This is a genomic window from Dyadobacter sp. HNCC25DJ185, from assembly GCF_056895195.1.
Map to the genome: position 1 here is coordinate 208,421 of NZ_JBXHAR010000010.1, position 25,636 is coordinate 234,056.

The window sequence follows — 25,636 nt, forward strand, 5'->3', positions numbered from 1 at the left end:
TGTAATATCTACCGGTACTTGCTTCTGGTTCTGAACAATGAAAGGCGTCGATAAACAGAAGATTTGTGTAGATAAGTGGCCTCAGTTGCTGTAAGGGCCAATCAGCATTCAGTACTGGACTCCAAGGCTGTCGAGTTCGTGCATACTGATGGCGGGAGGGAAGATACCGTTGTCGAGTTTCTGTTTCATGAGTTGTGCGGTAGCCAATGCCTGCGCCTTTGTCTGAAAGCCCCGGTTCCCTGCAATGTGGAGCACAGATAGTTGCTCGATCACCGTTGTGGTATCCTGCCGGATCCGGTAGCCCCACCCGCCTTCGGTTTTAAAGGCCTCGGTACTGAAACGGGAACCATTTGTATCTTGTCCCCGAAGGAACAAAACACAAATGGCCGCAAAAGCAAAAATGCTGATGATCAGGTCGATGAAATTTTTCCTTTTCATATATCGTCGTCGTCGTCAATTTCCTGAGTGGGGTCGAAGCCCCAGAAGTCGTCTGTCCCGCTTCCGGACCCGTTTGCACTGCCTGTTCCAAAGTAACCGATGTTTCCCACTGCAAAGCCTGCTGCAAACCCGCGCGCTGACCCCGGGAACGACGCCCGTTCGGTCCAATCGTTGGTACGCGCATCATATTCCCATACGTCGGATCTTCCTTCGCCGCCTATGATGTATGTTTTGTTGTTGATAACCAGGGCCAGTCCGAAAGCGCGGGCGGGAAAGTCGTCCTCGTCGAGGTCGTCGTCGTCAAATTCGATACGCGTCCAGCCCCCTTTACCCTCGCTCCCGGCGGCCGATGGGTTGAAACTGTAAAGGTCCTTGCTTTGGGTCCCCGAATTGCTTTTGCCGAAACCTACGTAGGCGGTGTTGTCCACTGTAAATGCGATGGCGCCGGTACGTTTACCGCCTATGAATGTGGCCATTTCGCTCCATTTGTCGCTTGACGGATCATATTCGTAGAAATCCTGGAAGTAATTGGTTCCATTGTAACCCAGGCCGACAAACGCCCGGTCGTTCACAACGAAAGAAGTGGCAAACTGCCGGGTGCCTCCCGGGAAATCGGCTATTCTGGACCACGTGTTGCCGGAAGGGTCATATTCATAGAAATCACTTTTATACCCGTTTGCGACGGTGAGCACGTAATCGTAGCCTGTCCCTACATACGCTTTGCCTTTCAGCACGAACGCAGTTGCATTGTTCCGGCCGGTCCCGGGGAAATCCGCCACAGACGACCAGATCTTTGTAGTCGTATTATAGGCCCAGAAATCTTTCACCCGTGCAACGGTCTCGTTCGTATACCCGGTACCAATGTAGCCGATATTTCCGATCACAAAGCTCACGGCGTTGGTGCGGATCGAGCCTCCGAAGCTGGGGAGTCCCTTTCTGAACCAGTTTCCCTGCAGGTCGACGTCATCATTTTCACAGCCGGGCAGCGTGAATACTATTGTGGCGACCAGAAGGGTCAAAGAAATTTTTTTTAAGGTACTGAACATGAAAAAACGGTTTGGTGAATTGTTACAAATAAAAGATCGCTGCTGCCCTGTACTTCCGATCCGTGTTCAACCGACGAAAAGTGTAGATAAATGGCAGTTTTTCGTATAGAAAGCTGACGTGCCCAACATCGGCGGCTACTGTTCGGCCCTGAGGTAGGTGTAGTAGAGTTCAAGTTTTACACCAGGCTCCGAATGGTACCGGTCGGCAACCACCAGCCTGTCAACACTCTTGCTGAATTCCGTGTCCGCATCGCGATAGGCAGCACTGGAGCTGAAAGGCCCGCTGCGTATGACCAGCCCACCGGCATCGCCGGTTTCCGATGCCAGCAGTTCGGTGGCGAACGAACTGATATCAAGCAGGTAATATTCGTCATTATTAACATAGTCATGGATGTAGCTGCTCGATACGCCGGTAGCTTCGCTCGTTGCGACCAGATTGTACAATGGCAGCGGTGTTCCACTGCTTGTCGTATAAAACTGATTATTTTTATCCACCCGGTATACATAAAGGGTCTGCGGTACCCTCAACGCATTGGTCACTGACGGCCGGTAGGGCCTGATCCGCAGGAAAGCACGGTTAACCGCGGTATACTTGATCGACTTGAAGTGCTTCAGGAACGGCAGGTCCACCCGGATCATGTTACCCCTGCCCGCCTGCATAAAGGCCATATTGCCGGACTGCCTCGAGGGCAGCACGGTGCGTTTGTCACTGGGTAATTTGGCCAGTTGTGTGCCAGCATAGTTCCCCAGAATCTGATTGTAGTTCGCGGTAATTTTGAAAATGGTAGAGTCTTTCTGGTACCCGCTTACGAGCGGCGTATGGTAATGGAGCTGCACCGAACTGCTGTCGTTTCCTATTTTAAATCCGATCATCGCCCCGTTATCGGTCGCCCCGGGCATGATGACAAGCCCTTTTACAATGTTAATCCAGTCAACATTGGATGTAAGCAGGTTTTTAGTCGCCAGGTCAAAAACCTGCTTCCCGATCTGGTCAGACAGCCTGATTTTCAACATGTCTGTACTGTAAGGCCTGGGAGTAAACTGGATTTTTCCGATCGGCGTCGCTTCGTACTCTGTCGAATTGCCGCTCCAATAGGAGGATTTGTCGAGGATGTCGGCCAGCAGCCGGTGGACGGTCATGTTAATGGTCCTGGTTGTATCCCCATAGTTATATTTATCGTAGGGCAATGAAAGGATCAGGGAATCGTATTCTGCGTTATCTGCAATACTCACGCTCCCGTTGGTAGTGGGCTGGAAAAAATTCGTGACGCGTACCGTGCCGAAATAGGGATCAGTATAGTTTCCAAAGAGCATTCTCGAAGGCCCGCCGGTCATCAATGAGTCGGACCCAAGCGTCGAAAGCTCAACGGTTACCGTATCTGAAAACATGACCGAGAAATCATCTTGGTTGGGTTGTTCAATGGCCTCTATTTCATCGCCCCATTGGCACGATGTCAGCGAGAAATTGAGGCCGATCAGGATTAGAAGTTTAAAAACCAGGAGGGATCTTTGAAGAGAATGAGGCTTAAATTTCATCTAATGTTGGAAAAAGTGTAAACTATCAAAACCCACCGGCAAGTGTGATTAATTGCGGTGGTTTTTACTGTTTACGCAGAAAATTTTAAATAGTGGCAAATGCCGGGAAAAACAAATTGGCAAGGGTCGCTTATATGGGATGTTTGATGTCAATAGGATATTGATCAACGTAATTTCACGGGTGAGATTCTCTACAAAAACCAATTGTTTATCTACATATTTTATCAACAATGCATGGAATGCAGGTAATAGTGCTGCATTTTTTTATCCGTATATTTTTCAGTTTACGGACTAATATTAAAAAATAACTGCGGCCAACTAAAATGAATTGAAATGAAAATGAAATCGTTTTCTAATTTCATTTGATCAGTGTCGAAATTGAAAAACGGTTGCTCCGGGTTGACTTTGCCAATGATATGGAGGCCCGGATATGATCATAGCTCTTCGTTGCTATTGTCCTGCCGGGAATCCGCCCTGCGAGCCTGCGGATGAATTTATTTTGTCCAGGTGTTCGTACCTGGATCGTATTCCCACATATCGGTTATTCCTTTGCCGTCTGCCATATATGCTTTGCCTTTAACTACAAATGGAGCCTCGCCCCGCTGGCTGGTGCCCGGAAAATCCGCGACCTGTGACCAAACCTTTGTCTGGGTGTTATAAGCCCAGAAACCGTTCGCATCCGTGGCCGTAGCGGCTGGAAACGGGGCGCCTGTGTAGCCTACCTTGCCGATCATAAAGCTTATTGTATTCGCCCGGATCGAGCTTTCAAAGCTGGGAAGGCCTTTTTGGGGCGGGTTCCTTTGTGTGTCGGCGTCATGATCGCCGCAGCCGGGCAGCAGGGTAGCGGCAGGTGCGAGCAGGAAGGCTAACGACACTTTCCTTATGAAATTATTCATGAGAAAGTTTGATTAATTATTGAAATAGTTGATAAAGCTCACTGGATTTGGCGGTGAACGCGTGATCGGCCTGATGCCTCTTTTTCTTTAAAACCGCCATTTTTAAATGGGTCAATATTTCTTGAAAATCGACAATTGCCAAGTACTCCTGCTCAGCGTAAATCCGATAAGGGTGTCGATAAACAGTACCTTTTTGTAGATAGGCCTCCCGCCTTATAACTAGCTGGACCAATAAAATATAAAGCCAATATTGTATATATAAAATGCCCCGTTACAATCAACTGGATGGTGAAGGTTTTTGTGTTTAACAGGGTATTATTTATGCATTTCAATAAATGGGGGCAGGCAATTGGAATATCTGAATTTGACTTTTTTACTTGCATTCTCGTGTATTATAGTCAGTCAAAAACGGTGTATCCGGAATGCAATTCTGATTTAATGTTTGTTCGTGTTTTGATTTTGTATATCATTTGCCTATGACCGGGCGGCGCAGAAATTTTTTTACAATAGAGGAAATTATCTGCAACAATATCGGCTTTTCATTCGTAATTGAGGTAAACCTGCCGGCCTCTCTCCATTGCATTTAATGCTTGGATCAAATGCAATTGGGTACCATTTTTTTTCCGCCTTTTTGTAAACAGTTTGGGGCGATCTGTCGTCGAAGCCCCGGAGCTGTTTTAATAGAATTGAACAGAATTTAACATACGATGCCTTTTTACGATAAAATAGGAATAATCACTTTTGCGATAACAATAACCTGGAGTTGCACATCCCTCACTACCGAATCGAAGGCGCAGGCCTTAGGGAATTCGCCGTATTCGTCCCTTGGAATGGGCGAGTTTTATGGAGATGCCTATTCCGACAATGCGGGAATGTCGGGATCAGGGGTAAGTACCGGTAGCGGCTTCCAGATCAACAACTTAAACCCGGCACTTTGGGTGCGAAATAAATTTACGACGCTCGACGTGGGCCTGGTGGGGCAGTACAAGAATATCAGGACAAGCAGCAAAAGCCAGCAGAATGCAGGCGGCAACCTTGCGTACCTGTCGCTGTCTTTCCCGATCTCCCCCAAATGGGTAATTGGACTGAACATGAAACCGCACAGTTTTGTGGATTACGAAAACAAATTTACACGTCCCGTTTCCGGGTCGTCCGTGGAGGCATTGTATACGACCTCAGGTCAGGGCGGTGTGAACAAGGCATCGATCACCAACTCCGTTCAACTGGGCCGCTATGTGAGCCTTGGATTAGAGAGCAGCTATTTTTTTGGCAATATCCGGCGTACTTCGGAAGTTTCGCTGAGTTCGCAGGATTACCTCGTGAGCCTGAACGAGCGCAGCACCTATTCCGACATTGCATTTCGTGCGGGGGCAGCCAGCCATATCCCGATCCGGAAAGACAACAAGCTGTTCCTGAACCTGGGCGGCGCTTATACTTTCGCCACCTCGCTGAACGCGACCAAGACCACGTCATTTGAACTGACACAGGGATCTTACCCGGTCACAGATCCCGATACGCTCGACAACAACCTGGGCGGTTCGCTGAAAGTACCCGAGCAATACCAGGTAGGGGCGAGCCTGGAATGGCCGTTTAAGATGGTCGTTTCGGTGGACTACAACCACCAATCGTGGTCGCGTTATAGGACCTTTAACAACACTTCGGATAACCTGAGGGATGTGGACCGGTTAAATGTAGGCCTTGAATACCTGCCCCGATTTACATCCCTCAACTTTTTCGAACTCGTTCGGTACCGGGTCGGGTTTAGCTACGGCAATACGCCTTATGTGGTGAACCGCACCAACGTGAAAGATGTGAGCGCAAGTCTCGGGTTTACATTCCCGATGGGGCACGGGTATCAAAATTTCCTGTCTGTGGCATTCGTGGGCGGCCAGCGCGGGAATACCGGCAATGGGATGAGCCGCGAACGGTATGGACGGGTGGTGCTGGGGATCACGTTGCTGGAAAGATGGTTCCAGAAGCAAAAGCTTAATTAGCATCGGAACGGCTTTCCCGAAATGATCACCCGCCCTCGGCTGCGATTAACCCGCTGAACATTCGGATGGAAACGGGACTTTTTCTGATCGTCTATTTGATAAACAGGAATACGCACGCCAGTCAGATGGCAAATGACCAGGCATAACGGCTCTTTTAACAATCCGGATGCCTACACTTTCTGGGCAGTCCGGGTCAGTATAACGGGCTTTCTTTTCAAATCGGCCTGGGCGGGTTTGCGAACGGTGGGTTTTCGGGCAGCAGGCTTTCTGTTTTTCTTCTGGTACCAGATCAGAAAACCCGTGACAGGCAGCGTTGCAGAAAACAGGCTGGCAAGGAACATTACTATTTTACCCAAAAGGCCAAAAGCCTGGCCGGTGTGCAGGTTTCGATTGGCATGCTTCACTTGATCCGCGGCTGTATAATCTCTGAAGTATTCCGATTTGAGCAACTCGCCCGAGTACTGGTCAAATTCGAAGGTATTCTGATTCCTGACGACCTGGCAGGGGTAGCGGAAATGGAGCTTGATCACGTCCTTATCGCTTTTAGGATAGTTGATATGCGCCTCGGTCCAACCTTGGTTCTGAGATGCCACCGACTCGAAAACTTTGGCCGGGCTAACCTTTATGTCGCTCCGGAAATCCGTACCCAGTTTTGACTGAATTTCAGGGACTGCCTTATCTTCGGCCTTTTTTCCTTCGCCCAGTAAGGCATACACCAGGTTTTGAGATGGTTTTACGGCCCACCATATCCCGGTGAAAGTGACCAGTAAAAGCGGCAGCACAAAGTAAAATCCGAACACATTGTGGAAATCATAGTTGATCCGCTGCCATTTCGCATCGAATTTAACCTTAAAGGCATTTTTGACCTGGCTGCGTTTGCGTGGGAACCAGAGAACCAGCCCCGATAAAAGCATGGTCAGGAAAATGACAATATTGAATTTGATGATCCATTTGCCCGTTTCGCCCAGCAGTAACGTCTTATGCATTTTTTCGACGGTATGCAGGAAATCGCTTTCCATATTCCAGGGGCCCAGCACTTCTCCGGAATAAGGGTTGAGGGAAATCACTGTTTTTGGCCTGTCCTCGTCATCTTTCTTTTCTTTCGTTCGGCCGGGCTTGCCTGCGCCGGCTTTATGGGAGTCGGTCAGTTTTACAATGATTGCCCTGTCGGGCTGGGAAAATATCCTGATCTGGTCGATTTGCTTCCCCGGAAATTGTCTTTGAACGATCGCGGCTGCTTGCCTGGCGGAGATTTGCGGACCCTGTCCGGGTTCTACAAAACGAAATTCTTTCTGCGCGATATTCCGGATCTCTTCCTCGAAAACAAAAATACAGCCCGTCAGACTGACGATGATCACTACTGCGCCGGACGCGAGCCCCAGCCAAAGGTGCAGGATACCGGCTATGCTTTTGAATGAAGATCTGGCCATTTCAGAAATTGTAAGAAAGGTTGATGTAAACTTGCCTGCCCGGAATATCCTGTATTTTTTCGCTCGTCTGGGCAGTCGTATACTCGGTGGTCTTTTTATTATTGGTGTTAAAAATATCCATCATACGGACGCTCAGGGCCATTTTTTTCTGTGCAAAATATTGGGATATACTGGCATCCCAATACGCCAGCGTCCGTTCTTCTTTCTGGCTGGAAACCTTCGGGCCGATCCCGTTCCAGGCAACCTGGAACAAGGTGTTCTTGCCAACGGTCAGATCGGAGATCATTTTTGCGCACCAGTTAAACTGGTCCTTGATGGCGTCGCCACCTCCCTCACTTTCGTCTTTAAGCCTGGAGCCAAAGCGCGAGTAGCTGCCATTGAGGCTCCAGAAAGGCAGCGGCTTCACGGCACCGATCAGCTCGGCACCCTGGATATAGGCCGAATTGAAATTGTCCGGCTTTTCGAGCACAACGCCTTCGGATACGTCGTATAGCACCTTCTGGATAAGCCCGTTGATCTGCCTGCGGAAAAGATTAACGCCCACGTTCCATTTGGAAGCTGTTTTCATGTAACCCAGCTCAAACCCCCAGGCTTTTTCGGGCCGCAGCAGAGGGTTCCCGGTTTTTATTTTGGCTACGTCCGAGCTGTCTACAAACGGGCTCAGATCTTTAAAGCTGGCGCGCCTGATTTTCCTGTCGAGCGCGAATTTCAGGAATTGGGTAGTATCCAGATTATAGATGAACGAGGCGCTTGGCAGGGGGATCAGGTAATTGCCTTTTGTTGCGTACCCGTCCTCAATGGTTTCGTTGTGGAAGCTTGTGTATTCGGCACGAACGCCAATGATACTGCGCAGCCTGCCCCTCGTGATGGCCGATTGCACATAACCTGCCGCTATTTTTTCGGAACTCGTAAAATTGTTGGCCGGGCTCTGGCTGGTTACATACTGGTTTTTGTTGTAGTCGAATTTGTCTACAATCTGGATGTTCTCCCGGTTGCGCCCGCTGTATTTCAGGCCGGCGTTCCAGGTGAAAATGTGGCTGTGTTGCAGCGAGTAATCGGCCTGGACAAAATCGTTACGGTCATAGTTGTTTTCAAAAGTATTGGTCAGGGCGGGCTTGGAATCGGACGGGTTTCCTTCTGCATTCAGTTTCTGGTCTGTCTGGTATTTCGGTTTCGGATAATTCCCGTCCACGTGGTTATAGGAAATATTTAGTTTCCCGTGCGCCGACAGCCTTTGCGAAAACTGCGCGATGTATTCGTTGAAACTCCAGTCCTCGGTCTGGTCTTCCGTCCGGAGCGTCCGGCTGCCGAAGGATTGGTCGGCTTTCAGGACCCTAGTGTCCTGCGTTTTTATTTTCGACTCTTTTTGCCACCCCCGCAGGTATTCCGCACGGAGGTCGGCTCCTTTCCAAAGGTTCCAGCGCGTGCCCAGCTTGATATTGTCACTGGTGATTTTCCGGGCTTCCTTTGAGAAAATATCCTGATAGCCAGAAACCGCGCCATTTTTCAGCAGGGTCACCTTATTGGTTTCCGTCATGGAATTTTCGTCTGTCAGGGCAACCAGGTTACGGTCGTAGGCACCGTAAAACTCCGCCGACTTTACCTTATGAGAAGCCTGCGCAGATACGTTGTATCCCCCGAGGCTGTTGATTCCCAGCATCATCTGTCCATGTGTGCCGTAGCGCACGTTTTTCTTGAGTACGATATTGACAACACCGTTCATGCCATCTCCGTCGTACTGGGCGCCCGGACTCGCAATGATTTCAATCCGTTCAATGGCCGAAACCGGGATCTGGTTCAGGATAACTTCCCTGTTATTCCCGGTGATGCCGGCATTTTTGCCGTCGATCAAAACGAGGGTATAAGACTTCTCAAGGCCCCGGTAGCGGATATCCCTGGGTACCCCCGGAGGGCCGCCCATGGCAACAGAAGGCATGAGCCTGAGCATGTCGCCGACCGAGGACCCTTTTGCAATGGGCAGATCGGACGCTTTGTAAACAATTTTGCCGGGCTCGATCTTGGTAACGCCTATATCGCCCTTCACTACTACCTCAGAAAGCTGCGATACCATCGGCTGCAGGGCCAGGTTTAATTCGATGTGCTGGTTCCTGGATAAGATCCTGATGTCATCGACTACCTTCGCTTCATAGCCAATCCCGCTAACCTTCACCGTATACGTGCCTGCCGGAAGCTTATCCAGCATATAATCTCCGCCCGGCCCGGAGATGGCCCCCTTGATGAACTGTCCTTTCTCGAATAGCTGGACGGGTATATAGCTCACTGTCCCGTTGTTTTCCTGATCCGACAGGATACCCCGGATCTGCCCATCCTGGGCATTCGCGGCGGTACTGATCACAAAAAGCAGCAAAAATTGGTAGATTTTTCGCACCCTGAAATATATATATTATTTAGACTTAATATGAATAGTTGACAAATATACACAGCCAGCGCTCAAAACGGCACTTTTCGAGAATTATTTCAACAAAAAACAAAAGATGGTACTGGAACTGCGGGGACGTCGAAATTTCTATATGACCACATCCGTATAGAAGATAGCCACTTAAGCAGATTGCCCAATGCGGACTGCAAAACCAATGCAATAAGCATTGGTTATAGGGAAAATTGCCGTTTTATAAGTAAAATCACGGTTCTGGATCAATACAGAAAGTAAGTAATTCAGTCACTTATGGGCCACTCAATTGCAGCTGAACTCAGCTTAAACAAGCGCCTGGCGTCAATTGTGATCGATCATTTGATCATGACTTTCACCTGCCTGATCCTCTTGCATCCTGTTATTCGAAAAGACTTCTTAGGTGTCCCATTTTTTACTTTAAATGGGTTTATTTAAATTATTGATTATTAATGATTTGAGTTAGGTCTAATTGATAATCAATTTGTAAGTACTGTTGAACAGGATTACAGGGATTATGGCACTGGCGTTTCGGAATATTTAATCAACAAAACAGATACCACTAAATGGAAAAAGTCGAAATTCAGTACAAAAAAATACTTCCGGATAAATCAATCTCCGACTTTGTCGAATGCTTTTGGCAAGTAGAAAATGTAACAGGTTTTGAAAAAGAAATCATTGTAATGCCTGATGCTAATTTTGATTTGATTTTATATAAAGAGATGGACAAGCCCTTTCAAATAGGATTAAGGGGTCTTGATACTAAGTATATCCCAAGTAGAATTTCAGCCAATACCAGAATGTTTTTTATAAACTTTAAACTGATCGCAGTTGAGTATTTATTTCAAAAATCTATTGCTAATCTCATCAATGGAGGGCAACAATTATCTGATAGCTTTTGGGGCATTCATGAAACTGACTTGTGCGATTTTGAAATATTTACTTTAAAAGCTACAAAAGTCATAAAACAAATTATACCGGACGAGGTTGATAAAAGAAAACAAAAACTCTTCGAGCTGATGTACTCCTCAAATGGTTCTATGTCCGTTAAGGAATTATCCGAAAAAGTGTTTTGGAATAGCCGACAGATAAATCGCTATTTTACCCAATATTTTGGTATTTCATTAAAAGCGTATTGCAATATTCTTCGTTTTCGAGCATCTTTTGTGCAAATCAAGGAAGGAAAACTTTATCCAGAACGAAACTTTGCTGACCAATCTCATTTTAGTAAAGAAATCAAAAAGCTGTCAGGAGTAAATCCAAGAGATTTGCACAGAAATAAAAACGACCGATTTATACAAGTTTTAGTCAGCAGCGGAGCATAATTTTGCGCCATATCAAAGAACAATTGAAGAATGAACAAAATATTTTATAAGAACCAGCCGGGTGTGGTTCTAAAATTAAAAGCAAAGCCAGGAATGGGTAAGACTTTGGTAGAACTTGTCAATAATCTTCATTACACAAGCGACCCAGACGGTCCCGTGGATTGGGTTATTTGTCAACCAATTGATAATGAACCAGATACTTTGTGGGTCTTTGAGTTCTACAAAGACGAGGCATCCTTCACGCGACACTACTCTGACCCCGTTATCGACGAAGTACATCATAAGATGACAGAATTAATGGAAGATATGGATCAGCAAATGCGAAGTGAGGTACATATTTTCTCTAGCAGCGAGTCAGGGCGATAGTAAAAATGGGGGCAAACTTGTCGACCAAAAATTACTTTAAAATCAAGAAGCAATAAAAAATGGGGAATAATAGGCATATTAAGCTTTGAATTGAGACAGTCATCGGGCATTAAAATCACATATTCCCGCGTTGAAAATGCCGACTGACTAATTTGAAATTGTTGATATAGCAATAGCACATATGAGCGTGCAAAAAATCGGCAGAGGCATTGCAAATGCCAATCGATTTTGAAGATATCTTCTTACTCATCAATCCGTCAGATATTGATTTAGTGGCAATATGGTGAAGTTGAATATCATTTTGAAATTGTAAATCGGCACTAGCACTAACAAACGTACTTATTGTATACATTCACTTGATTTATAATAATGGAATCTTTTTGTCTGGCCGTAGTTTGTACAGGCACTTCATAAGGGCGGGTAGGTCCACCGGTACCCAAATAATCAAATCGATTTGGTTTATCTTGGAGGTATAGATGCATTGATTTTACCGAATCTGAGAGATTCTGCACAGCTTGCGTCCATACTTATTCAGTTCTTATATAATTATATTTGGGCCAGAATATTGATAGTCTAGTTACTTCCCAATCAATCTTTCCAACCGCCCCATCATCTCATCCTTCTCCCTCAACATCCGCTCGTAGAGCTCCATTTTCTCATCATGCAGTTTCCTGATTTCCTCAATTGGATTATTGTAAATCGTAGGATGGACATTCATGCCATTTGACTGATCATGAGTATTAAATGTATTGGATATAATTTAGGGGCGGCCCGCGTAGGGTATTGTTATGTAAGTTACCGGGCAAAGGTATTGGGTACAGGCCGCCGCAGGGTATGCTTTGTAAATAACGTAAATACGTGATGCTGTGCCTACCTCTTCTTCTTTGAAGACTTGGCCTTGCTATTGAACGCCAGGGAAAGTTCAATCCAATAGTCGAATTCTGCCGAGGTTTTGAGCACATCCTGATCAACCAGCACATACCCGATCATTGGGCGGCTGGTGAAATCCATTGTGCGGCATCCGGGTTTTTCAATAGCCGTTTCATGAAAGACCGGATCGATCCGGCACATTAATTCGTCTTTGATGATCCCCACGCACATTTTGTCATTGTACATGAAAACCAGCCCGCCCATCATTGCTTTTTCTTCGATGTCGGGCAGCCCTGAAAGTCTTTGACGAATGCGATTTGCCAAATTTGTGTCGTATGCCATTGTCTGTGTTGGTCTGGAGCTATAATTTTATTAAAATATCGGTTAAATACAACACAGCAAATCCATGGGGTTAAAAACGGAGCGACTGCTGACCGACAAAGCGTATCTACTGGAAAAGTTTCCGGGTAAAGGCGGCTGGACATTCGCCAGCATCCCCGAGATCCTGCCGGATTCGCAAGCGCCTTTCGGATGGGTGCGCGTTCGTGGCTCTGTGGACGGGTTTGAATTCAGGAACTACCATCTCATGCCGATGGGCAATGGTCAATTATTCCTGCCGGTTAAAGCCGAGATCAGGAAGCGCATCAGAAAGCAGGCCGGGGACTATGTCCATGTGATCTTGTTTGAGGACAACTTACCGACTGAAATTCCGGAGGAACTGAAAGTTTGTCTTCAAACCGAGCTGCATGCACTCGAAACTTTTTTGAGCTATTCCAACGGAGAGCAAAAAAGGATTATAGACTGGATCTACGCTGCCAAAACGGATGAAACGAAAGTCAGGCGCATCTTGAAAACACTGGATGCAGTAAAGAAATCGGGGAATACAGCGAAGGAATAGATTTTGTTTCGAAACCGGCAGGATCTTAACGCAAAGTATCAGTGTCCCCTGGCAAACCAGAAAGAAGACACACGGCAGGCCAGTCGTACTGTCCCTCCGGCAACGGGCCACAAGCCGCCGGACTGAGGTTTTTGACCAAATCAAAAATTTTAAAGGTAAATTTGCGGATACGTAAAAATGGATATGAGCGCTTCTAAAAAATGGATGGAGTCTGGTATATTGGAATTATATCTCCTGGACGAGGTCAGTGAGGAGGAGCGGGCGGAGGTGGAGCGGATGGCAGCAGAACACGAGGAAGTCCGGCAAGAGCTTTTGGCCCTTGAGATCGCCCTGGAAAGTTACGCATTGGCCGAGGCAAAGCCGGTTGATCCGACCATCAAGCCGTTCCTGATGGCGACCGTCAAATACATGGAGCGTATTCAGGCAGGCGAAAGAGAATCTTTTCCTCCCAAACTGCATGCAGGTTCAAAAATTGACGATTACCGCTTGTGGCTGGACCGGCCGGACCTGGGCCTCGGTGAACCCCTCGATGAGATTGACGCGCACATTATTGGTTCGCATGGGGGAAGGACAACGGCGATCGTCTGGATTAAAAACGGGGCGCCTCCGGAAGTCCATAAAAAGGAACTGGAGACTTTCTTGATTGTAGAAGGGACCTGCAACATTGTCGTTAACGGAATTGACAATCACCTCAAACCGGGGGATGTGTTCTCGATACCGCTGCATTTATCTCATTATGTATCGATTACCTCAAAAGTGGCCTGTAAGCTGATACTTGAGAGATGCGCTGCTTAGCTGGCTTAGAGCGGGAAACCAGATGGGCAACCGGAAGCCCGACGTACCAAATCGGCTGCAAGAGTTTTACCGCGGCGCGGGGTGCTGTTGCGAAAGTCCGTCATTCAGCGCAGTAGGTGTCATCCCGAATTTTTTCTTGAACGAATGTGAGAAGTGTGAAAGGCTTTCGAACCCCAGGTCGAGGTAAATGGCTGAAGGTTTTTCGTGCTTGGTTTCGATAAGGTGCTTTGCTTCGGTGAGCCGTTTGTCCTGCAGCCACTGCCGGGGTGGAATGCCGAATGTTTTCATGAAATCGCGTTTGAAAGCTGCGAGGCTGCGGCCCGTCAGCTGCGCGAATTTTTCGACAGGCACGTTGAAATGAAAGTTGCTAAGCATGAACCTTTCCAGGTCGATCTTATACGGTTGCGAAAAGTCGAATAAAAAGTCGCGAAGTACGGGCAGGGCAAGCAGCAGCAATTTAACCCCTTCCTTTACTTTCAGGATGCCCATCTCATCCGTCATAGCTGCCCCCGAGCTTCGCGCGTAAGGGATAATAGACTGAAAATAACCCTGCAGGAATTCGTTGGACGGGATCAGGATATTGGGCGGGCCGATGTATTTCCGCTCTGCTTCAAGCCTTTCTTCCAATACGATCCTGCGCAGCAGGTCTTCCTGCAGGGATATTACAATGGTTTCGTAATTGCCTCCGGGCAGCGGTGTTTTAGTGAGCGTGCCCAGCTGGTTTCTGCCGATCAGCAGCATTTCCCCTCCGGACATCGAAATGTTTTGTGAGGACGTTTCCAGGATAAACTGTCCCGAAACCTGCAATACCAGGGTATGGTGGTTCCAGAAACAGACTTTCTCTCTCCGCTCTGCCGAGAGGTAAGAGTAAAAGATCACGCCGGGGAGGATTTCTGCTGGACTGGTCATTTAGCGTTGTAAGTAAGTGCCGCCAAGTACAGCACCTTCTGCAAAAGTAGTGTTTAAGGTGGTCATTTCTTCCGGCGAAAATTCGATATCCATTGCTGCGATATTTTCGGGCAAACGTGACCTCCGGCTCATGCTCACCAGAGGCATGATCTGCTCGCCTTGCTCCTTCACCCAGGCGATTGCAAGCTGTGTTGGCGTATAACCTTTTTGGCTGGCAATTTGCTTTAACACTTCGATTTTTTCCAGGTTGCTGATTAAGTTTTTCCCCTGAAAACGGGAGAAGTGGCTGCGGTAGTCGTTTTCTGGGAGTGGCGCTTTCATTTCGCCGGTCAACAAGCCCTCGGCTGTATTGGCAAATGCCACCACGCCAATACCTAATTCTTTCGCTGCTGGCAGCAATTCGCTTTCTATCTGACGGTCGGCCAGCGAATAGCCGATCTCCAGCGCGCTGATCGGGTAAGTGGCGTTGGCTTTACGAAGCTGGTCGGCGGTAATTTCCGATACGCCGATATAGCGCACTTTCCCTTCCTTAATCAGGTCGGCAACTGTTCCTATGATGTCTTCCACAGGCACGCTGCCGTCCATCCGGCTGGGCTGGTAAAGGTCAATGGTTTCGATGCCCAAACGGGTCAGGGAGTAGTTGATGAAGTTTTTGATCGCGATGGGGCGCAGGTCCAGTCCCAGCCAATGCCCGTTATGGAAGATAGCGCCGAACTTTACGCTGATGAACGCGTCGCCGCGCCTTCCCTGAATGGCTTTGCCTACCAGCATTTCATTGTGGCCGGCACCGTAAAAGTCTCCGGTGTTTAAAAAATTAATACCGCTGTCCAAGGCTTCATGGATGGTCGCTATGCTCTCTGCTGCGTCAGGTACAGCACCGCCCCAGATGGACGACATACGCATACAGCCCAAACCAAGTTTGGACACAAACGGGCCGTTTGACCCCAACTGAATTTTTTCGATGTTTTTCATGATGCAAAGATCAAGCCCCGCACCATGTCGACAGTTGCGCACACGGCTCAAATGTTTTGCCTGTACGGCTCATTTCACGTTAAATAGGATGGTGGGTTAAAATCCCTTACGCCAGCCATGTAGGCGGCTGGCCGGCGAAGGATGGTTTGCAAGAAGATGTAGCCAACAAACAGGCCGGCCAATTAGTCGAAATCAGTTTTTTTAACTTTCTCCCGCTTTGCCAGAGCAAGCTGGCCATGTTTTAGGACGTGCCATCCCTTTTTCAGTACCCACATCAAGAGCAAAAGCGGCGAGATCAGAATAATTGAACATACTGCTGAAACGCCGAGTATTGCTGCGAAAATAACCAGTATAAGTCGCCCCAGAAAATTGCTCATAAAATTAAAAAGAAAGAGGCTCCGCTTGCCACAATGCTTTCCCGCTTTTGTAATCGGATCATCGGCCGCTTGAAAAAGAGAAACAGATTTTATTTTGACGTATTTAATTCCGTGAATCCCGAACATGGAAACACATTCATGTATTATTAAAGTGCTTCTGTTTGCAAAATAACCTGCCAATAAAAATGAATATCCTGCTGGCCACACGGTTTCAAAGGTAATTATTATTTATTGGTATTTCAATAATTCGTTGATTGGCGAAATATTGAATAGATTTTTTAAACTATTCGCTCTGGTTCGGGTATATTCGGATATATAGCGTATTAATTTGTGTAAGAGGAATATCTAATTTAATCTGCAATGATAGAAAATTAATTACCTTCTTTTATAATCCAAACCATATTATAAGCTATTAAAATAGAACGAGTTATATATAGATAATGCTTTTTTGTTTCAGCGAATAAAATATCTATGTAGTTTAAATTCTATCATTTACATCGCTCTGATTTTGCGACGAAAAATAAACACTTATAGAATATTTTCGATAAAACGGAATAAATGAGAAATATATAGGTAGCGAAGCGTGCACGAAATACGCATCTCCATCACCTCTTTAATTGACGAGATTTGCTGTTAAATTAACTTTATTGATTCATTTGCATCACATATAGGGAAATCGAAATATTTCTATTTTTGCTAATGGACTTTGGAAACACATTTTTCTGATTTGATACAGCTTAACAGGTGTCAAATCAGAAAGCATTTGTAATATTTAATAATCGGTCAGCTGCAAGATGTCTGCATACACCTGCGATCCTGCAAGCCCCTCTTATCTGCTTACCTTTGTAATCCCTTCCTTGATATCCCCGCGCATAACGCACTGTCCAGGAAATTGTTATAAGCCTCCAAAGTGGTGGTATGTTGTAAATACCGGTGCAAAGTCTTACATGCCGCCCGCTCACTGGCTTACTTCTGCCGATCGGTATCCTAGGAGTTAGGGATTATAGGTTTGTTTGGTAAGCTGGAATTGCACGTATAAGTAATAGCGGTATCTCTTTGCCAACACAAAAATCGCGATAGCCGTAAAAGGTGACATGTTATTGGTCAGGTATTCATGGTTCGGGGGACGGAAATGAATGCTAGCCGACCGACGCCTATAGCCTTGACCCCGATGGCCCTTCCTTTTGCATCAGAATAAGCCTGTGCGCGAGTAACGCAATTGCGAAAGCCAGGGCAAAGGCGATCCATGGATTGACGGATGAAGACGGAAATACATCTGCCAGCGATCTGGCAAAGTTGCCCCACAAAAGTGAGAATAAGATGCAAAATATAATTCGCGAAATGGCAACATTAAAAAAAATGAATAAAGCGATCACAATGCCAGTTAAAATAATCAACAGACCATTGTAGCCATCCAGCTTAAACCAGCTGTTGAGCCATAACGACATATAAGCCCATAGACCAATCATTTCACTTGTAATAAAAAATGAGCGGGTATCCACTTTGAATTCCGGTTGTGTTGTCATATAGGGTGATATGAATAAGTGAGAATGTCGTATTTGTGGTGTGAGATGAATTCAAACTACCCTCTTGGTAAATGCGCCCGTTAATTGCGATTTGTTTTTACATACCAAAAACAAGTCTTGAAATTGCTCTCTGTTAATAATATGGCAACTAACGCTGAATTTAAACGCCTTGAAAAATGTGGTGCGAGGATTGCATTTCATTCGCAAATTTCAAGTTCGTTTGCCGGTCTATTTTCCATGACTGAATTAACCAATCACGGTTTTTCGTTAAATTCAAAAATATAAGTATTTTATTTAACTTGAAATAGAATAATTGCTGGTCGGGATCGAAATATTCCGCTTTTATTGAGTATGATGAATAGAACTATGACTATATAGATTCCATACATTTTACATAAGACAGCTCTCTTTCGATCTTCCGAAGGTGCGGCGCGATCCATAAAGATTTCGCATAAATGCGGGTGTAGGTATGCCTATTTCGGGAGATACTTTGGTGTATCGTGAAGATATCAAATAGTTCTTTCCTATTATTTGACAGATGCCGAAAGGCTCACTTCAATTTTTGCGGATTCAAGCAGATCATCGTCAAAAAAGACTATATATTTTGACAATACTGTCCTCTGGGTTTCGCAAGTTTTCAGGCGCGTTACGCACCATCTAAAATGCAAATACCAACGACACAGTTGAAGTAGCTTTTCCTAGTGTCGAACAGAGTTTTCCGCTAACTGTGGGTTTTGGCAAATTGATATTTACAAGCCCGACCGGCCGCGAGAGGCGCTGGGCGGAAGCAAATGTTAACAGTAAAAGCGGTTGCATGTTTGATCAGGCAACCGCTTTTGACATTAGTGAGTGAGGACGATCTTCTTTGTTTCTGCCGATCCCTGTTTTCTTAGTTGCAGGAGATAAATGCCCGCCGGAGCATTGGGCAGGGTAATGCGCTCCTCGTGTTCGCCTTTGCCTTCTAACGCGCGTTCGTGCCACACCCGGCCCTGCGTATCAGTCATGCGCATGGTACCTGATGTGCCTACTGGCAATTGGAATATGGCTTTGAATTCGCCGGGAGCGGGGTTGGGGTAGGCTTGCAGCAAAGGCATATTGCTTTGCATTTCCCGGTCACCCGGCGCTGCCATTCGGGTATACACATTTTGGTCGGGCCCAATGCAAATCTTGTCCTGACGACATGCTGCGCCAGGCAGGCCCTGAATGCGGATCGTGTTAGTGCCTTCAAACAACGTGATGTAGCATGTTTCTTCCAGTGTGACGATGTTCCAGCTGTAAGTAGGGGCCAGGTTCAGATTCGGGATTACCACAGTACCATTTACCGATATGTTCACCTGCGCCGTTGCTTCTGCGTAATAGCGGAGCGTCACAGGAAAAAAGCCTGCTTTGGTTATTCCGTGAACCTCGTAGTCGACAAAATAATCAGGATTGCTTTGTGCACTCCGGGTCTGACCATTCGAAGCATTGGGATCATCGGACACCGGCCCGTTGCTGCCGGAATGTTCCGCTTCCACGCAGGCGCTAAACAGTTCTCCGGCAGGCGAACAGCTGTTGACTGTGAAAGCAACGTTGACAATTTTGTACGCACAACCATCTTTGCCCGCAGACACATTGTATGAGTATGATCCGTTGACCGACGGCGCTGTAACTTCAATTGCTTGCGTATAGCGTGCAAAACCACCATGGCCTGACCAATTGTAGAAGATACCGCCGCAGTCCGGGCCGGTGCAGTCGGCAGTCAGCGACAGCTGGGTACCGCACTGGGGAGTTGCCGTGGAGGCATGCGCCGTGACATCAAAGTCGCAGGAAGGAGGGGTGCCGGGCATTTGTTCGACGCATATTTGATCTTGTCGTACTGGGCTGTAACCCGGCAATCCCTTCACATAAATGGCATTAAGCCCCTTTTTCAAAGTGAAAACGACAGAGTATTCCTTCCAGGCTATTTTCCATGAATTTGAGGACGGAAGCTCTATTTTATACGGATAGACTTCGTCATTGATGCGGACTTCGACAGCGGTATTTGCTTCGGTATAATACCGGAATGTAACTGCGTGCGGGCCTTCGGTCTGTACATTGTGAACCAGGTAAAATACACTGTAATCGTCCCGGTCCTGCGCGCCTCTGGTTTTGCCACCCGATGCGTTAGGGTCTTCGGTGATAGGGCCTGTCCCGCCAGTGTCTTCAGCTTCCAGGCACACGCTGAAAGGTGCGTTGCCGCAATCAGTGATGGTAAGTTTGAAGTCGCTGGCTTGATCAGGACAGCCAGGTTTGGAACTGGTCCTCGTGTAAGTGAACGTGCCATTTTCCGTAGGCGCATAAAAAGTGATCGAGTTTCCTGAGGCATCCAGCCCTGGCCCGGTCCATTTGTATTTGACCCCCGTGCAGTCGCCGCCGCAATCGGCACTGACGCCTATTCCCTGCCCGCACGACGGATAGAGGTCGCTTACGATCGATCCGACCACGTAATCACAGTTGGTGACCGGACTGCCTGGCCCGTTTTCAGTCCAGCAAGCCTTGTCCTGCCTGACATTGTACCCTGGAAGCTCTTTAACACGGACCCTTTTGTTGCCCGCAACTAAATCCACCTCGAAGGTATGCTCCTTCCAGGCAATGTTCCAGGAATACGAAGATGGGAGTTCGACTTGCGTTGCAGGCCCCGCGTTTACGGAAACACTTACCGGCGAATCCTGCTCGGCATAATATCGGATGGTTATCAGATACTTTCCGGTAGTTGGGACGTCGGTCTGATAATCGACAAAGTAATCCCCCGCATCCCGGGCGCCGCGCGTGAGGCCGTTGGAGGCATTCGGATCCTGCGAAATAGGGGCATCGCTGTTGGCTTTTTCTGCTTCGAGACACACGAAAAACGGAGCGGCAGGTGCCTTGAAAAGGTTACTGGCGGTGGTATTGCCGGCTGGCGTTGCTGCGTAACCGCCTGATGGTGCGCCACCGTAGGAGGAAACCGCTGAGAGGAGAAAACAAATTACGAACGTATAAATTTTCATAACGGTGCTGGAAAATGTGAGTGATGAAATGTGATATGCCAACAAGTCGTTGGAAAAGACAATTCAAACTTGGATTGTCCATATTTCTCAGACACCACCTGCTAAGTCGATCGTGGCGACAGACGTGAAAATTTATCTAAGTAGAAAGCACGCCAATATAGTAAGTGATCTTCTCGTAATACATAAGGGTGTCAGATGTAGCACTTCATGTATCCATTGTTATAATTGGTCCCGTCTCCTGATTTACAGGTAGGATTTCCCATGAACAGCGCTACCGAAAGAGCTGATAGTAACAACGGACTTCTCAAAGCATCCCGATCTACTTCTCTAATAGTCATCTTAAAAGCAATAAAGGGACTTATAACTTTCGATTTTTAGTGAACAAAACTACTATCGATGTTGCTAAAATCCTGATTTTCGGCATTTAAAGAGGTTGTATTTCAGATTGTTATTGCGGTTGAGGTTTCGGCGGATATTTCTTTAATGCTGGAGTGGTCTGCGAGAGAAACGCCTGCGTCTGTCGGTCCATGTAGGCATTGCCTTTTTCGTCGAGACAAGGATCAAGAGTAGGAATGTTCTGAGTTGTCGGGACGGTGGCGGAAAGCAACAGCAAAACTTCCTCAATGCTATTGCACCTGCTCATTCAGGAATGTCCCGCCGTCAAAAGAGTTAATAATTGCATAACCTGGACCTGTTTCGATGTACTCAACCGTACTCCGTACATTTGTGGCAGATTGGAGCAAATTGGTACATCTAAATTTTCAGGGCGATGAAGAGAATTCTGCGAACATTTTCACATTGTGCAATGATCATCCTGGCTGTCATGGAAAGTCAAGCACAACAAGCCGGGCAAATCCTGGACCGGTGGAAAGAAGGATACCTGGAAATTCATCACATTAATACCGGGGGAGGCAATGCAACCTTCTTTATTCTGCCCGACGGCACCACCATGCTGATCGACGCTGGCGAGCTGGATCCTACCGATCCCCGGACAAAAAGTGCGCGCAATACCCGCGTCAAACCGGATACCACCCGACGTCCTGGCGAGTGGATTGCCAGGTATGCAAGCAAGGCAATGAATTTCCGTGCTGATGATAAATCCATTGATTATGCGTTGATCACCCATTTTCATGACGATCACATGGGAGAGGTTTCCCGTATTTCCAAAAAGTCAAAACAGGGGCCTTACATGCTTACCGGCATTACTGAAGTAGGTGACTGGCTTCCGATCCGGAAAGTGATCGATCGCGGCTGGCCGGATTATTCCTTTCCGAGAGCTATTGATTCGAATACCATGAAAAATTATCGCAGTTTTCTGGATTGGAACTCAAAAAACAAGGCGACTAAGATTGAAAAAGCCGTAGCTGGTAGTAATGATCAAATCCTTTTGGTCAGAAATCCGGGAAAATATGCGGGCTCTTTTGAAATTCGCAATGTGGCCGTCAACGGCGAGGTATGGGCTGGCGTAGGCACGGTAACCAGGGCACAGTTTCCGGATCTGAAAACACTGGCACCACCCATGTTCCCCAGCGAAAATATGTGCAGCGTTGCGTTGCGGATTAGCTATGGCAAGTTTGATTATTTTACCGGTGGCGATCTGCCGGGTATCGTACGGCCCCGGATGCCACAGTGGCATGACATGGAAACGCCTGTCGCAAAGGCAGTCGGGCCGGTTGATGTTCAGATTCTCAATCACCATGGGAACCGGGATTCGCAAAATGAGTTTTTTCTCGAATCCCTGCGCCCGCGCGTGCTGGTGATCCCTGTCTGGTCGTCGGACCATCCGGGCCATGACGTGCTCGACCGCATTTATTCCCAAGACATATATACGGGCGAGCGGGATGTTTTCGCTACGGATATGCTGGAAGCCAATAAGCTGGTGATCGGCGAGTTACTCAACAAACTGAAAAGCGACAGCGGCCATATTGTTGTGCGGGTAGCTCCTGGTGGAGATAGCTACTATATATATGTGCTGGATGATAATGATGAAGAGCAAAAAATCAAAAGTGTTCACGGACCTTATGTATCACGATGAAAGACTTTTCCATTTTCATCTACCAAAATTATCTCCCCATTCTTAATGAAGCCAAATCATCCATTTTCTTTCCGTAGGAAGAGAATGGTCAGCCATACTTCAGAATCGCTAGCTCACATTGACTGCTTGTCGCTCATGCACCTGATATTGACATATGGTTCGTGCGGCCACATTTCATAACAAAAAGACAACATAGGCTTCCCTGTATTTTGGCTAATATTGGATTGGTTTCCCAAACAATGGTCAAAGACATGAAATGGCCGACAGGATGTTTATTGCTTTTTGCGGCTGCCTGCGCTGCGGATCAGGACACGATTAAAATCAAGGGGTCGGATACGGAGGTTAATCTGGCAGTTGAGCTGGCGGAGTCTTTCCACGCGACAAAACCCGAGGTTTTCATATCCATATCCGGTGGCGGCTCCGGCCTTGGCATTGCCTCCTTACTCAACGGCGCGACCGACCTGGCCAACTCTTCCAGAAGTATCAACAAGGACGAAAAGGCCCTATTCCAAAACCGTTCGATCCGGATCGATTCATTCATTTTTGCGCAGGATGCCATCGCCTTTGTAGTACAGAAAGAGCTGCCTATCGATTCCATCAGTACGAAAATGCTGGCGCAGATTTTCAGTGGCGGGTATAAGGACTGGTCATCGGTGACGCCGGTGAAGCGTCCGATCAATATCTATGGCCGACAAAGTAATTCTGGGACGCACGATTTTGTCAGGGATAAACTCAAAATAACATTTAGCCCGCATGCAAAGGAAATGAACGGGAATGCACAGATCCTTGAAGCGATCAAACAGGACAATTCCGGTATCGGTTATGTGGGAGCGGGCTATGTGAGCCACGGGGGCAGCAAGGGCCTGAAGGTTTTAACTGTCTACCAAGCGGGTGGCAAAGCTGTTTCTCCGCTTGATGCAAATGCGATTGCCGCGGGCAAATATTTCTTTCAACGGCCGCTGTTCCAATATTATAAATTGCTCTCCTATAAAAAAGTGAAGCCTTTCCTGGATTTTGAAAAAAGCAAAGCCGGGAAGGGAATTATCCAATCGGGGGGCTATTATCTGGTAGACTAGATCATGGATGCAACAAAGCGGGAAAAAACGGACTTGATCCTGAAAGTAGCCTTTCAGGTGGCCGGGATGCTCACGATACTCTTACTCGCTGGTATTTTTATGATGCTGGTTTACAATAGTATAGCCTTTTTCGCAAAGGTGAGGCCCATCGATTTCTTTACAGGTAACCAGTGGGACCCGGGCGGGAAATTCGGAAAATATAGCGTCATTCCGCTTTTGACCGGAACTGCACTGGTGGCTGTGGGCTCCATGGTAATCGCCATTCCGCTGGGCATTTTCACTGCGGCTTTTCTGTCAGAGTTCGCACACTGGAAACTGAAAGCAATATTAAAGCCGGTCATTGAAATGCTGGCCGCGGTCCCGTCCGTCGCGATCGGCTTTTTGGGAATTGTGCTGGTAGGGCCGGGGATAGCCCGGATATTTGGGATCCAAAACGGACTAAATGCGCTAAATGGCTCATTGTTACTGGCTGTGATGGCTTTGCCGACTATCATCACCATCAGCGAAGACGCGATCAATGCGGTGCCCGGCACCTACAAGGAAGCCTCGCTGGCGCTTGGAGCAGACAAATGGACCACATTGTTCCGGGTAACATTACCTGCCGCTGCGCCTGGGCTCATAGCCGCCGTGATGCTCGGACTTGGCAGGGCGCTGGGCGAAACAATGACCGTATTGATGGCCACCGGAAACGCCTCTGCCATGCCCAGCGGTTTTCTCGATTCGATACGCACCATTACTGCCACGATTGCCATTGAAATGGGCGAAGTACCTTATCAGACAACACATTACTTCGCGCTGTTTGCCATGGCTGCCCTGCTTTTCCTGCTCACCCTGGCTGTTAATCTTTTGGGTGAATTTTTCGTCAGCCGTTTACGAAGGTTCCAAGCATGAAAAAAAGGTTCATACATTTCCTTTACTGGACGCTTTTGGTAGGATGTACCTTGCTGGTATGTCTATTCCTTGGGGTCATTCTTTTTGATATTTTTTCAAAAGGCCTATCCTCTCTGTCATGGAATTTCATCAGCCAGCCGCCAACCGGCGCGATGACCAAAGGAGGTATCCTGCCGGCAATCACCGGGACGCTCTGGCTGACATTGATCACCACCCTTTTCGCGGTTCCCTTTGGCATCGCCTGCGCAGTATATCTGAACGAATACGCAAAGCCTTCGCTGCTCACAGGTATTATCAGGGCCTCTATCCGGAACCTCTCCGGTATTCCGTCTATCATTTACGGCCTTTTTGGGCTCGCTTTGTTCGTGCAGGCGTTTCATCTCGGAACTTCTGTTTTGTCGGCCGGCCTCACACTGGGACTGCTCTCACTGCCTTATATCATTACCACTACCGAGGAAGCGTTGAAACGTATCCCGAACAGCATGCGGGAAGCTACGCTGGCGCTGGGCGCCACGCAATTTGAGACAATCAGGGACGTCGTGCTGTCAAGTGCTTTGCCGGGAATTCTGACAGGCGTGATACTTACGCTTTCCAGGGCAGCGGGCGAAACAGCGCCTATCCTTTTTACGGGTGTTGCCTTTTATATCAACGGGCCTGCCACCTCCATTCAGCAGGAATTTATGGCACTGCCCTACCATTTGTACATGCTATCCACGCAACACCAGTCCATCGAACAAGTACGGCCGCTTGCTTACGCTACTGCCGTGGTTTTGATCCTGCTGGTTTTCATGCTCAACATGATTGCTTTTTACATCCGCTTCAAGCAAAGGACCCAATAGTC

22 protein-coding genes are annotated in these 25,636 nt (G+C 47.4%); 9 read left to right on the top strand and 13 right to left on the bottom strand.

Annotation, left to right across the window (positions count from 1 at the left end; all coding sequences use genetic code 11):
• Positions 1-108: 108 nt before the first annotated feature.
• From AC1XUF_RS26195 to AC1XUF_RS26210, 4 genes are all read right to left on the bottom strand, one after another.
• On the bottom strand, positions 109-438 hold the full coding sequence (locus AC1XUF_RS26195) for a DUF4907 domain-containing protein (RefSeq protein WP_483344825.1): 330 nt from the start codon (positions 436-438) through the stop codon (positions 109-111).
• Positions 435-1,484: a Kelch repeat-containing protein gene (locus AC1XUF_RS26200; protein WP_483344826.1), complete on the bottom strand. Its 1,050-nt coding sequence runs from the start codon at positions 1,482-1,484 to the stop codon at positions 435-437. The genes AC1XUF_RS26195 and AC1XUF_RS26200 overlap by 4 nt, the downstream gene beginning before the upstream one ends.
• A gap of 135 nt (positions 1,485-1,619) precedes the next feature.
• Complete coding sequence (locus AC1XUF_RS26205) at positions 1,620-3,020, bottom strand: DUF4270 family protein (protein ID WP_483344827.1); 1,401 nt, start codon at positions 3,018-3,020, stop codon at positions 1,620-1,622.
• A 494-nt stretch (positions 3,021-3,514) separates the two neighbouring features.
• Positions 3,515-3,916 (bottom strand): hypothetical protein, encoded by a 402-nt coding sequence (locus AC1XUF_RS26210; RefSeq protein ID WP_483344828.1) that lies wholly within the window; start codon positions 3,914-3,916, stop codon positions 3,515-3,517.
• A 707-nt stretch (positions 3,917-4,623) separates the two neighbouring features.
• Between AC1XUF_RS26210 and bamG the strand changes: the two genes are divergently transcribed.
• Positions 4,624-5,910 carry a BamG family beta-barrel-assembly machinery protein gene (gene bamG, locus AC1XUF_RS26215; RefSeq protein ID WP_483344829.1) on the top strand — a complete coding sequence of 429 codons (1,287 nt, stop codon included), beginning with the start codon at positions 4,624-4,626 and terminating at the stop codon, positions 5,908-5,910.
• 170 nt (positions 5,911-6,080) lie between these two features.
• Here the strand turns inward: bamG and AC1XUF_RS26220 are convergent, their stop codons facing one another.
• Both AC1XUF_RS26220 and AC1XUF_RS26225 read right to left on the bottom strand, forming a co-directional pair.
• Positions 6,081-7,340 carry a PepSY-associated TM helix domain-containing protein gene (locus AC1XUF_RS26220; RefSeq protein ID WP_483344830.1) on the bottom strand — a complete coding sequence of 420 codons (1,260 nt, stop codon included), beginning with the start codon at positions 7,338-7,340 and terminating at the stop codon, positions 6,081-6,083.
• A 1-nt stretch (position 7,341) separates the two neighbouring features.
• Positions 7,342-9,729: a TonB-dependent receptor gene (locus AC1XUF_RS26225; protein WP_483344831.1), complete on the bottom strand. Its 2,388-nt coding sequence runs from the start codon at positions 9,727-9,729 to the stop codon at positions 7,342-7,344.
• 587 nt (positions 9,730-10,316) lie between these two features.
• On the opposite strand from AC1XUF_RS26225, the gene AC1XUF_RS26230 reads away from it, so the two are divergent.
• Positions 10,317-11,075: a DUF6597 domain-containing transcriptional factor gene (locus tag AC1XUF_RS26230; RefSeq protein WP_483344832.1), complete on the top strand. Its 759-nt coding sequence runs from the start codon at positions 10,317-10,319 to the stop codon at positions 11,073-11,075.
• 30 nt (positions 11,076-11,105) lie between these two features.
• The gene (locus tag AC1XUF_RS26235; RefSeq protein ID WP_483344833.1) at positions 11,106-11,441 is read left to right on the top strand and encodes an antibiotic biosynthesis monooxygenase; all 336 of its coding nucleotides are present in this window, start codon (positions 11,106-11,108) and stop codon (positions 11,439-11,441) included.
• 577 nt (positions 11,442-12,018) lie between these two features.
• Here the strand turns inward: AC1XUF_RS26235 and AC1XUF_RS26240 are convergent.
• Positions 12,019-12,159, bottom strand: a complete 141-nt coding sequence (locus AC1XUF_RS26240; RefSeq protein WP_483344834.1) for a hypothetical protein — start codon at positions 12,157-12,159, stop codon at positions 12,019-12,021.
• A 152-nt stretch (positions 12,160-12,311) separates the two neighbouring features.
• Positions 12,312-12,653: a TfoX/Sxy family protein gene (locus AC1XUF_RS26245; protein WP_483344835.1), complete on the bottom strand. Its 342-nt coding sequence runs from the start codon at positions 12,651-12,653 to the stop codon at positions 12,312-12,314.
• 64 nt (positions 12,654-12,717) lie between these two features.
• Between AC1XUF_RS26245 and AC1XUF_RS26250 the strand changes: the two genes are divergently transcribed.
• Both AC1XUF_RS26250 and AC1XUF_RS26255 read left to right on the top strand, forming a co-directional pair.
• Positions 12,718-13,209 (top strand): YdeI/OmpD-associated family protein, encoded by a 492-nt coding sequence (locus AC1XUF_RS26250; protein ID WP_483344836.1) that lies wholly within the window; start codon positions 12,718-12,720, stop codon positions 13,207-13,209.
• A 183-nt stretch (positions 13,210-13,392) separates the two neighbouring features.
• Positions 13,393-14,004 carry a cupin domain-containing protein gene (locus AC1XUF_RS26255; protein ID WP_483344837.1) on the top strand — a complete coding sequence of 204 codons (612 nt, stop codon included), beginning with the start codon at positions 13,393-13,395 and terminating at the stop codon, positions 14,002-14,004.
• Positions 14,005-14,070: 66 nt separating this feature from the next.
• Here the strand turns inward: AC1XUF_RS26255 and AC1XUF_RS26260 are convergent, their stop codons facing one another.
• From AC1XUF_RS26260 to AC1XUF_RS26280, 5 genes are all read right to left on the bottom strand, one after another.
• On the bottom strand, positions 14,071-14,913 hold the full coding sequence (locus tag AC1XUF_RS26260; protein WP_483344838.1) for a helix-turn-helix domain-containing protein: 843 nt from the start codon (positions 14,911-14,913) through the stop codon (positions 14,071-14,073).
• Complete coding sequence (locus tag AC1XUF_RS26265) at positions 14,914-15,885, bottom strand: aldo/keto reductase (protein WP_483344839.1); 972 nt, start codon at positions 15,883-15,885, stop codon at positions 14,914-14,916. It abuts the gene before it with no gap.
• A gap of 1,531 nt (positions 15,886-17,416) precedes the next feature.
• Positions 17,417-17,788, bottom strand: coding sequence for a hypothetical protein (locus AC1XUF_RS26270; RefSeq protein ID WP_483344840.1), 372 nt, complete (start codon positions 17,786-17,788; stop codon positions 17,417-17,419).
• 842 nt (positions 17,789-18,630) lie between these two features.
• Positions 18,631-20,793, bottom strand: coding sequence for a T9SS type A sorting domain-containing protein (locus AC1XUF_RS26275; RefSeq protein WP_483344841.1), 2,163 nt, complete (start codon positions 20,791-20,793; stop codon positions 18,631-18,633).
• Between the two features lie 448 nt (positions 20,794-21,241).
• Positions 21,242-21,436 (bottom strand): hypothetical protein, encoded by a 195-nt coding sequence (locus AC1XUF_RS26280; RefSeq protein ID WP_483344842.1) that lies wholly within the window; start codon positions 21,434-21,436, stop codon positions 21,242-21,244.
• Positions 21,437-21,562: 126 nt separating this feature from the next.
• Here AC1XUF_RS26280 and AC1XUF_RS26285 point away from each other — a divergent pair, with 126 nt between their 5' ends.
• The 4 genes from AC1XUF_RS26285 to pstA all read left to right on the top strand — a co-directional run bounded on the left by AC1XUF_RS26285 (position 21,563) and on the right by pstA (position 25,634).
• A complete protein-coding gene (locus tag AC1XUF_RS26285) occupies positions 21,563-22,828 on the top strand; it encodes a ComEC/Rec2 family competence protein (RefSeq protein ID WP_483344843.1) in 1,266 nt (421 codons plus the stop codon).
• Between the two features lie 251 nt (positions 22,829-23,079).
• Entirely contained in the window at positions 23,080-23,904 is an 825-nt protein-coding gene (locus tag AC1XUF_RS26290; protein WP_483344844.1) for a substrate-binding domain-containing protein, read from the top strand.
• A 3-nt stretch (positions 23,905-23,907) separates the two neighbouring features.
• Positions 23,908-24,795 (top strand): phosphate ABC transporter permease subunit PstC, encoded by an 888-nt coding sequence (pstC, locus tag AC1XUF_RS26295; RefSeq protein WP_483344845.1) that lies wholly within the window; start codon positions 23,908-23,910, stop codon positions 24,793-24,795.
• Complete coding sequence (pstA, locus tag AC1XUF_RS26300; RefSeq protein ID WP_483344846.1) at positions 24,792-25,634, top strand: phosphate ABC transporter permease PstA; 843 nt, start codon at positions 24,792-24,794, stop codon at positions 25,632-25,634. The genes pstC and pstA overlap by 4 nt, the downstream gene beginning before the upstream one ends.
• The last annotated feature ends 2 nt before the right edge of the window (positions 25,635-25,636 follow it).